Genomic DNA, 8,018 nt, shown 5'->3' with positions numbered 1-8,018 from the left:
GTCGCTGTAGACCAGTTCCATGAGTACAAGTGAGTATCGAGCGCTAGACGCCGAAAGCGACTTGCCGATTAGCGCCGCAGAACTCGCTGCGCTGGCCAACCAGCTGTACGCCGCTAGCGTCCGCCCGGGATTCGACAGTCCGCCGCAGTCGGCGCCCGTCGCCCCGCGCGGCAACGTGCCCGACACGACGGCGGCCGCCTCGGCCGGGCAGACTGCGGCGGGCGCCGCCGATCTGTACCCCACGCCGGTCCCGCTGGTGGGTGCCGGGGACATTTATGTCCCCGCTCCGACGTCTGCCGAACCCGAACCCCCGCCACAAACCGTGCCGGTCGCCCCGCGTGGCAATGTCCCCGATACGACGGCTGCGCCCTCGGCCGCCGAAACGACCGGCAGCGTCGCCGATCCCTACCTGCCGACGGCCGACCTGAGCGCCTTCGCGGTGCCCACCGAGGGCATCGTGCCGACGGTGCCCGGTGTGTTGGCCGGAACGGTGCCGTCTGTTCCGGTGGCCCCGCGTGGCTCAGCGCCGTACTGGTTGCCCGAGGCACCGTCGGTTCCCGAGCTGGGCTGGTCTGATGCAGCGCTGGTCGCGCCGGACGCGACGGCCGGCGACGAACACGACTATTACTTCCTGACCGCGGCCGACCCGTTGCCCTCGTTGCCCCTTGAAAACGTGGCGCACGAGGTGTTCGACGTCAACGCGGTGCGGGCCGACTTTCCGATCCTGAAGGAGACCGTCCACGGAAAGCCGCTGATCTGGTTCGACAACGCGGCGACCACCCAGAAGCCGCAAGTGGTCATCGACCGGCTGTCGCATTTCTACGCCCACGAGAACTCCAACATTCACCGAGCCGCCCACGAGTTGGCGGCCCGGGCCACCGACGCCTACGAGGAGGCCCGCGACACGGTAGCCCAATTCATCGGCGCGCCAACGGCTGAAGACATCGTGTTCGTGCGAGGCACCACCGAGGCGATCAACCTGGTGGCGCACGCCTGGGGCGGCAAGCACCTGCAACCCGGCGACGAGATCGTCATCACCCACCTCGAGCACCACGCGAATATCGTTCCCTGGCAACTGATTTCACAGAAGACGGGAGCGATCCTGAAGTGGGCGCCGATCGACGACGCGGGCAACCTGCTGCTGTCGGAGTTCGAGGAGCTGTTGGGCCCGCGGACCAAGCTGGTAGCCGCCAGCCAGGTCTCCAATGCGCTGGGCACGGTGGTCCCGGTCGACAAGGTCGTCGAGTTGGGTCACCGCTACGGCGCCCGGGTGCTGATCGACGGCGCCCAGTCGATTCAGCACATGCCGGTCGACGTCGCTGAACTCGGCGCGGATTTCTTCGTGTTCTCCGGACACAAGATCTACGGCCCCACCGGAATCGGTGCGCTCTATGGCACCAAGGAAGCGCTCATCGAGACACCGCCGTGGCAGGGCGGCGGCCACATGATCGCCGACGTCACGACGGAACGTTCGCTGTATCAGGGGCCGCCGACCAAGTTCGAGGCCGGCACCGGCAATATCGCCGACGCCGTCGGGCTCAGCGAGGCGCTGCGCTATGTGGAGCGGTTGGGCATCGAACGGATTGCGGCCTACGAGCACGCTTTGCTCGAGTACGCGACGCCCCGGCTGGCTGACATCCCCGGTGTCCGGTTGGTGGGCACCGCGACCGAGAAGGCCAGCGTCTTGTCGTTCGTGCTGGCCGGCCACGACCCGCTCGAGGTGGGCAAGGCGCTCAATGCCGAAGGCATCGCGGTGCGCGCCGGACACCACTGCGCCCAGCCAGCTCTGCGGCGCTTGGGACTGGAGGCGACGGTTCGCCCGTCGTTCGCGTTCTACAACACCTTCGAGGAGATCGACGTCTTCCTCAACGCGGTACGCCGGATCGCCGAGGGCGGCACCAACGTCGGCTGAATTGCTTGGTAGCGCGCGGCGTGTTCGGCTCACCCTGAGCCAAAGGATTGCCTGGAGCGCTTGGGCTGATCGCTGGGTGATTCCTCGCTGGTCAGATTACTTCTAGTTGATTCGAACCCTCGCACCTGAACCGTCAGTTCCGTAAGTTTCCGACGTGGTCTGTGTGCGCAGTCAAGAAGCGGCATCGATGTCGCGTGGCCGTACGCGTCCATACCTGCAGATAGCCGGGTGACCCAAAGCTTTCCCCGTTGGACAGAGGAGCGCGATGAGCCGTATCGATTATCGGCAGAACGAGCAAACCCCGATGAGTGCTGTGGCCGCGGCTAGGCCGATAACTGCGCAAGACGACTTTTTCGGGGTCAGCCTGGAGTTACCGAACGCCGCCCTGGGTCGACCAATGGCCTGGCGCGAGTCGCCCGAGCAAATTTCATGGTTGGCTCGTGCCTATGCCTACCGGCGAACGGGGTAAGCCGGTGGCCTCAATCTCTGAAGCGCTGACCAAGTCGGGGGTCGCCTGGTCGAAGCCCGCCGTCGCCGTCGGTGATTTCGTCGTCCTGGCCGGTGAGACTTTCGCCGCCATGTTCCGACGACCCTTCGCCTGGCGGGAGTTGATCGATCAGATCTGGTTTGTGGCCAGGGTGTCGATCATCCCCACGATTGTGTTGTCGATTCCCTATACCGTCCTGATCGTCTTCACGTTGAACATCGTGCTGATAGAGGTCGGCGCCGGCGACCTGTCCGGTGCGGGTGCCGCGCTCGCCTCGATCACGCAAGTGGGTCCCGTCGTCACGGCGATCGTCGTTTCCGGTGCTGCCGCAACCGCGATGTGCGCCGATTTGGGCGCCAGGACAATTCGCGAGGAGATCGACGCGATGAAGGTCATCGGCGTCAACCCCATCCAGGCCTTGGTGGTGCCCCGCGTGGTCGCTGCGACGTTCGTTGCGCTAATGCTTTATTCGGTGGTCGCGGTGGTAGGACTCTCGGGCAGTTACTTTTTCGTGGTATTCGTTCAGCACGTCACGCCGGGAGCATTCGTGTTCGGCATGACACTGCTCACTGGCCTCCCACAAGTGATCGTATCTCTTGTCAAGGCAACGCTTTTCGGTCTTTCAGCCGGTTTGATCGCTTGCTACAAGGGGCTGTCGGTCGGCGGCGGGCCGACCGCTGTCGGCAATGCCGTCAATGAGACCGTGGTGTTCGCGTTCATGGCCCTGTTCCTGATCAACATTTTGGCCACCGCGTTCGGCGTGAAGGTGGCGCCGTGACTGCGACCGAAGCGACGGACGAAGAAGAGTTGCAGCGGGCTAGGCGGCAATATGCCAAGTCCGAGCTGGGCAGCGCCGCCATGCGCAAGTTTGCTTCCAGGGCGGGCAATCAGCCAGAACATGACGAGGGGCCTTCGCGGCTGCGCCAAACTTTCGGCGGTCTGGTCGACGGCATCCGCACTGTGGGTGAGCAGACGGCTTTCTACGGCAACGCGCTCGGGTCTACCGTCGACGCCGTCCGGCGCTATCCCGGTGAAGTTCTGCGGTTGATCGCGGTCATGGGAATGGGCACCGGGGCGCTGGCCGTCATCGGCGGCACCGTGGTGATCGTCGGATTCCTGACGTTGACCACCGGGGCATTGATCGCCGTGCAGGGTTACAACACGCTGTCCAACGTCGGAATAGAAGCGCTCACCGGTTTCTTGGGGGCGTTTCTCAATGTCCGTTTCATCGCACCGGCGACCGCGGGCGTGGCGCTGGCCGCCACCATCGGCGCCGGGGCGACCGCGCAACTCGGCGCGATGCGCATCAACGAGGAGATCGACGCGCTGGAGGCGATGGCCATCCGGCCGATCACCTACCTGGCGTCGACTCGGATCGTGGCCGGGATCTTGGCGGTCATCCCGATTTACACCGTCGCCGTGTTGATGTCGTTTTTGGCGACCCGGTTTGGCACGACGATCATCTACGGGCAGTCGCGGGGCGTTTACGACCACTACTTCTCGTCTTTTCTGCACCCGACGGACCTGTTGTGGTCGTTCAGCGAGGCGCTGGCGATGGCAGCCGCCGTGATGTCGGTGCATACGTACTACGGCTACACCGCGACTGGCGGTCCGGCCGGCGTGGGCGAGGCGGTCGGTCGCGCGGTGCGCACCTCGATCACCGCCGGGGTTTTCATTCTGCTGACCATCACGCTGTCGGTGTACGGGCAGTCCGGCAACTTCCACCTGTCGGGGTGACGGCATGAGCAACGCGCCCCGGCGGGGGGGAATCGATCCGATCTGGTGGGCCCCTGTGCTGCTTCTCGTAGTCGTCGCGTTGAGCATGCTGACCGCGATGATGTTCTCTGGAACGCTGCGGAAAACCGTTCCGCTCACTGTGATTTCCGACAGGGCCGGTCTGGTCATGGAGGACGGCGCGAAGGTGAAGTTGCGCGGCGTCCAGATCGGCGAGGTCGCATCGGTGGATGCCTACGCCGACCCGGCCGGTGCCAACCTTTCCAAGCTGAGACTCAAGATTTCGCCGAATGACTTCCGGTACCTGCCAAGCAATGTCGAGGCGGAGATCAAGTCCACCACCGCGTTCGGTGCTAAGTACGTCGACCTCATTGTTCCTTCTGACGGCGCCAGTCATCGGCCGTTAGCGCCGGATGCTGTGCTGCGCTCCCGCAACGTGACCGTCGAGGTCAACACCGTGTTCGAGAACCTGCAGGCAATCGTCCACGCTATTGATCCGGCGAAGCTGAACGGTGTGCTGTCGGCCGTGGCGGAAGGGGTGCGCGGCAAGGGTGATCGCATCGGTGAGGCGATCACCAATGGCAACAGAGCGCTGCTCACCGTGAATCCGAGGATGCCGACCATTCGACGGGACTGGCAGTTATTCGGCAAGACCGCCGAGGCGTATTCGGATGCGGCACAGGATATCCTGTCCACCCTGGATTCATTTTCCACAACCAGCGTGACGATCACTAAAAATGCGAAGGCGCTCGACGAGCTGCTCCTTTCGGCGATCGGGTTCGCCCAGTCGGGTATCAACACGATCGGCGGAAATCAGCAGAATCTGGTCAGCGCGATCAACGTTGTGGCGCCAACCTTCGAGCTCCTGAACAAATACTCGCCGAGCTACACCTGCCTATTCCAGGGCGCTCAGTGGTTCTTGGACCATGGCGGCAAAGCTGCCCTGGGTGGCAACGGCAAATCCGTCATCATGGACGCGGCGCTGCTGTTCGGCGACGATCCGTACCGCTATCCCGACAACCTGCCGGTCGTTCGAGCCAAGGGCGGGCCCGGCGGCAAGCCGGGTTGCGGCTCACTACCTGATGTGAGCAAGAACTTCCCGGTCAAGTACCTGGTCACTGACACCGGGTTCGGTACCGGCCTGGATATCCGGCCAAACCCCGGCATCGGCTTCCCCGGTTTCAACAACTACTTCCCGTACACCAAGGGCACACCGCAGCCGCCGTGGATTCGCTTCCCCGGCCCTCCGGCGCCGGGCCCGTGGCCGGCATACCCCGGACAACCTCCGTACGGTGCACCCGACCACGCGGGGGCTGGCACGCCGCCGGCACCGCCGCCACCGCCCGCGCCCTGACCGCCGAATGAGCAAGGAAGAGCAATGAGACGCAGGACCGTTCGCGCCGCTGTGCGTGTAGCGCTGTTCACCGTTGTCTGCCTTGCGTTCGTATTCGTTCTGGTGACGGTGTTCGGGCAGTTCCGGTTTGACACACGCGCCTCCTACAGCGCGGTCTTCTCGAATGTCTCGGGCCTCAAAGGCGGAAACTTCGTCCGCATCGCCGGTGTCGAAGTGGGAAAGGTGAAAGACCTTAAGCTGCATAAGGACGGGACCGTCAAGGTCGACTTTGCCATCGACAGGGGGCTGACGCTCACCGAAGGCACCAAGGCGGCGGTGCGCTACGAAAATCTGATCGGTGACCGTTATCTGTCTCTCGAAGAAGGACCGGGCTCGACGCGAAAGTTACAGCCGGGAGCCATGATTCCGCTGGCCCAGACGTCCCCTGCGCTCGACGTTGACGCTCTCATCGGCGGCTTCCGGCCCCTGTTTCGCGCGCTGGACCCCGACCAGGTCAACGCGCTATCCGGCCAGATATTAAAGGTATTCCAAGGCCAGGGTGCCACCATCTCGTCCGTATTCGCCCAGACCTCTGCGCTAACCACCACGCTGGCCGACCGCGACAAGCTCATCGGCGAGGTGATCACCAACCTGAACACCGTGTTGCACACATTCGGCACTCGTGACAAACAGTTCTCGGAGGGCTTGGACAAGCTGTCCCAACTTGTCGGGGCACTGGCCGACCGCAAGACCGATATCACCAACGGGGTGGCCTACACCAATGCCGCGGCGGCATCCGTTGCCGACCTGTTGACGGTTGCTCGCCAACCGATCAAGGACACTGTTGCGCAAACGGACCGGGTCTCCGGGCAAATCGAGGCCGATCACGACTTCGTCGACGACCTGGTCAAGACCCTTCCTGACGCGTATCAGGTGCTGGCCCGCAACGGCCTCTACGGCGATTACTTCGGCTTCTATCTATGTGATGCGATTCTCAAACTCAACGGAAAGAACGGCCAGCCGGTGTTCATCAAACTCGTGAGTCAAGTTACGGGACGGTGCATGCCCAAATGACCACGATTGCAAACACTTTGAAGAGCAAACTGCGGCGACGCGATATCAAACCGCTTGCCGAGCGCAACCGGGTCACGGTTGGCGTAGTTGGGATACTGATCGTGGTCGCCTTGGTGATCGCAGTCTTTTCCTACGACAAGATTCCGTTCATCAACGGAAAGTCGGACTACTCCGCCTATTTCACGGAGGCCGGGGGGATCAAATCGGGCAGTGACGTGCGAGTGTCAGGGTTGTCCGTCGGCAGGGTGTCCAGCGTCAAATTGGAGGGCACCAAGGTGAAGGTGAGCTTCACCGTCGACGACGACGTCGCCCTGGGGGACCGCACCGAGGCATCCATTAAGACCGAGACCGTGCTCGGCACAAAGATGCTGGAAATAACCCCACGCGGGGACGGCAAGCTCACCGGCACCATCCCGGTCGAGCGAACTCGCTCTCCTTATGACCTACCGACGGCGCTGGGCGACTTGACCAGCACCATCAGCGCTTTGGACACCACGAAGCTGTCCTCGGCACTCACAACGTTGGCGGAGACTTTCAAGGACACTCCACCCGACCTGAAGGTCGCACTGGAGGGTGTGGCGCAGTTCTCCAGCACCCTTGACGACCGCGACGCGAAACTCCGCAACCTGCTGGCCAACGCAAACAAGGTCACCGCCGTGCTGGCCAAGCGCAGCGATCAAATCGCCGGCCTCGTCGTCAACGCAAACGCGTTGTTGGCCGAGCTTCTGACGCAGCGCAAGTCCGTCGACGCGTTGATGACCAACCTCACGGCTGCATCGCGGCAGATATCCGCAGTCGTCGGCGACAACCGGACGCAACTCAAACCTGCTCTCGACAAACTCAACGGCGTGCTGGGAATCCTGGACAACCGCAAGCAGGAATTGCAGCGCACTTTTTGGCTGCTTCGGCGATACGCGATGTCGTTCGGCGAAGTGCTGGGTTCCGGACCGTTCTTCAAAGCCTCGTTGGTCAACCTGGCACCCGGCCAATTCGCTCAGCCGTTCATCGACGCGGCGTTCTCCGATCTGGGACTTGATCCCAACGTGCTGCTGCCGTCGCAACTCGTCGACCCGGGCGCGGGCCAGCCTGGCCTGCCGCCGCTGCCGTTGCCCTACCCGCGCACCGGACAAGGTGGCGAGCCGAGACGGTCGGTGCCGGACGCGATCACCGGCAACCCAGACGAGCAGCCGTGCGGTCTGCCCGGCGTGCCCTTACCTGGCCCGGGCTGCTATCCGTACCGGCAGCCCCCGCCTGCACCGCCGCCAGGTGGGCCACCGCCAGGGCCCCCTGCGGATCTACAGCCACCGCCAAAGCCAACACCGGTGTATGTGCCAGCGCCCAATGAAGTGCCTGCGAACGGGGGACACTGATGGTGTTTGCCAATTCGGGCGCTTGGGTTGCGAAACGTCGACGCGCCGTTCAGATCACGGCCGCGATCACTCTGGTCCTCATCCTCTTCGCCGGGCTCAGCATTATGG

At 63.5% G+C, this 8,018-nt stretch carries 6 protein-coding genes; all 6 read left to right on the top strand.

Features of this window, described 5'->3' with window-relative positions; translation table 11 throughout:
* The first annotated feature begins 19 nt into the window (after window positions 1–19).
* The 6 genes from WAN71_RS19855 to WAN71_RS19830 all read left to right on the top strand — a co-directional run bounded on the left by WAN71_RS19855 (window position 20) and on the right by WAN71_RS19830 (window position 7,910).
* The gene (locus WAN71_RS19855) at window positions 20–1,912 is read left to right on the top strand and encodes a family 2A encapsulin nanocompartment cargo protein cysteine desulfurase (RefSeq protein WP_422226966.1); all 1,893 of its coding nucleotides are present in this window, start codon (window positions 20–22) and stop codon (window positions 1,910–1,912) included.
* 578 nt (window positions 1,913–2,490) lie between these two features.
* Entirely contained in the window at window positions 2,491–3,177 is a 687-nt protein-coding gene (locus tag WAN71_RS19850; protein ID WP_422226968.1) for an MlaE family ABC transporter permease, read from the top strand.
* Between the two features lie 80 nt (window positions 3,178–3,257).
* Window positions 3,258–4,136, top strand: a complete 879-nt coding sequence (locus WAN71_RS19845) for an ABC transporter permease (RefSeq protein ID WP_422226967.1) — start codon at window positions 3,258–3,260, stop codon at window positions 4,134–4,136.
* 4 nt (window positions 4,137–4,140) lie between these two features.
* A complete protein-coding gene (locus WAN71_RS19840; protein ID WP_422226965.1) occupies window positions 4,141–5,487 on the top strand; it encodes an MCE family protein in 1,347 nt (448 codons plus the stop codon).
* Window positions 5,488–5,511: 24 nt separating this feature from the next.
* Entirely contained in the window at window positions 5,512–6,540 is a 1,029-nt protein-coding gene (locus WAN71_RS19835) for an MCE family protein (RefSeq protein WP_422226964.1), read from the top strand.
* Window positions 6,537–7,910, top strand: a complete 1,374-nt coding sequence (locus tag WAN71_RS19830; protein ID WP_422226963.1) for an MCE family protein — start codon at window positions 6,537–6,539, stop codon at window positions 7,908–7,910. The genes WAN71_RS19835 and WAN71_RS19830 overlap by 4 nt, the downstream gene beginning before the upstream one ends.
* Window positions 7,911–8,018 lie beyond the last annotated feature (108 nt).

Origin of the sequence: Mycobacterium sp., assembly GCF_049280035.1 — a bacterium.
Taxonomy (GTDB): Bacteria; Actinomycetota; Actinomycetes; order Mycobacteriales; family Mycobacteriaceae; genus Mycobacterium.
Note: the sequence above shows the minus strand (reverse complement) of the source record. Positions and strands in the feature narration are given on the sequence as shown.

Bases quoted from the DNA above. Each gene is read 5' to 3' on its own strand.
- WAN71_RS19830 (WP_422226963.1), top strand. From the start codon at position 6,537: ATGACCACGATTGCAAACACTTTGAAGAGCAAACTGCGGCGACGCGAT.
- WAN71_RS19845 (WP_422226967.1), top strand. From the start codon at position 3,258: ATGCGCAAGTTTGCTTCCAGGGCGGGCAATCAGCCAGAACATGACGAG.
- WAN71_RS19850 (WP_422226968.1), top strand. From the start codon at position 2,491: ATGTTCCGACGACCCTTCGCCTGGCGGGAGTTGATCGATCAGATCTGG.
- WAN71_RS19835 (WP_422226964.1), top strand. From the start codon at position 5,512: ATGAGACGCAGGACCGTTCGCGCCGCTGTGCGTGTAGCGCTGTTCACC.
- WAN71_RS19840 (WP_422226965.1), top strand. From the start codon at position 4,141: ATGAGCAACGCGCCCCGGCGGGGGGGAATCGATCCGATCTGGTGGGCC.
- WAN71_RS19855 (WP_422226966.1), top strand. From the start codon at position 20: ATGAGTACAAGTGAGTATCGAGCGCTAGACGCCGAAAGCGACTTGCCG.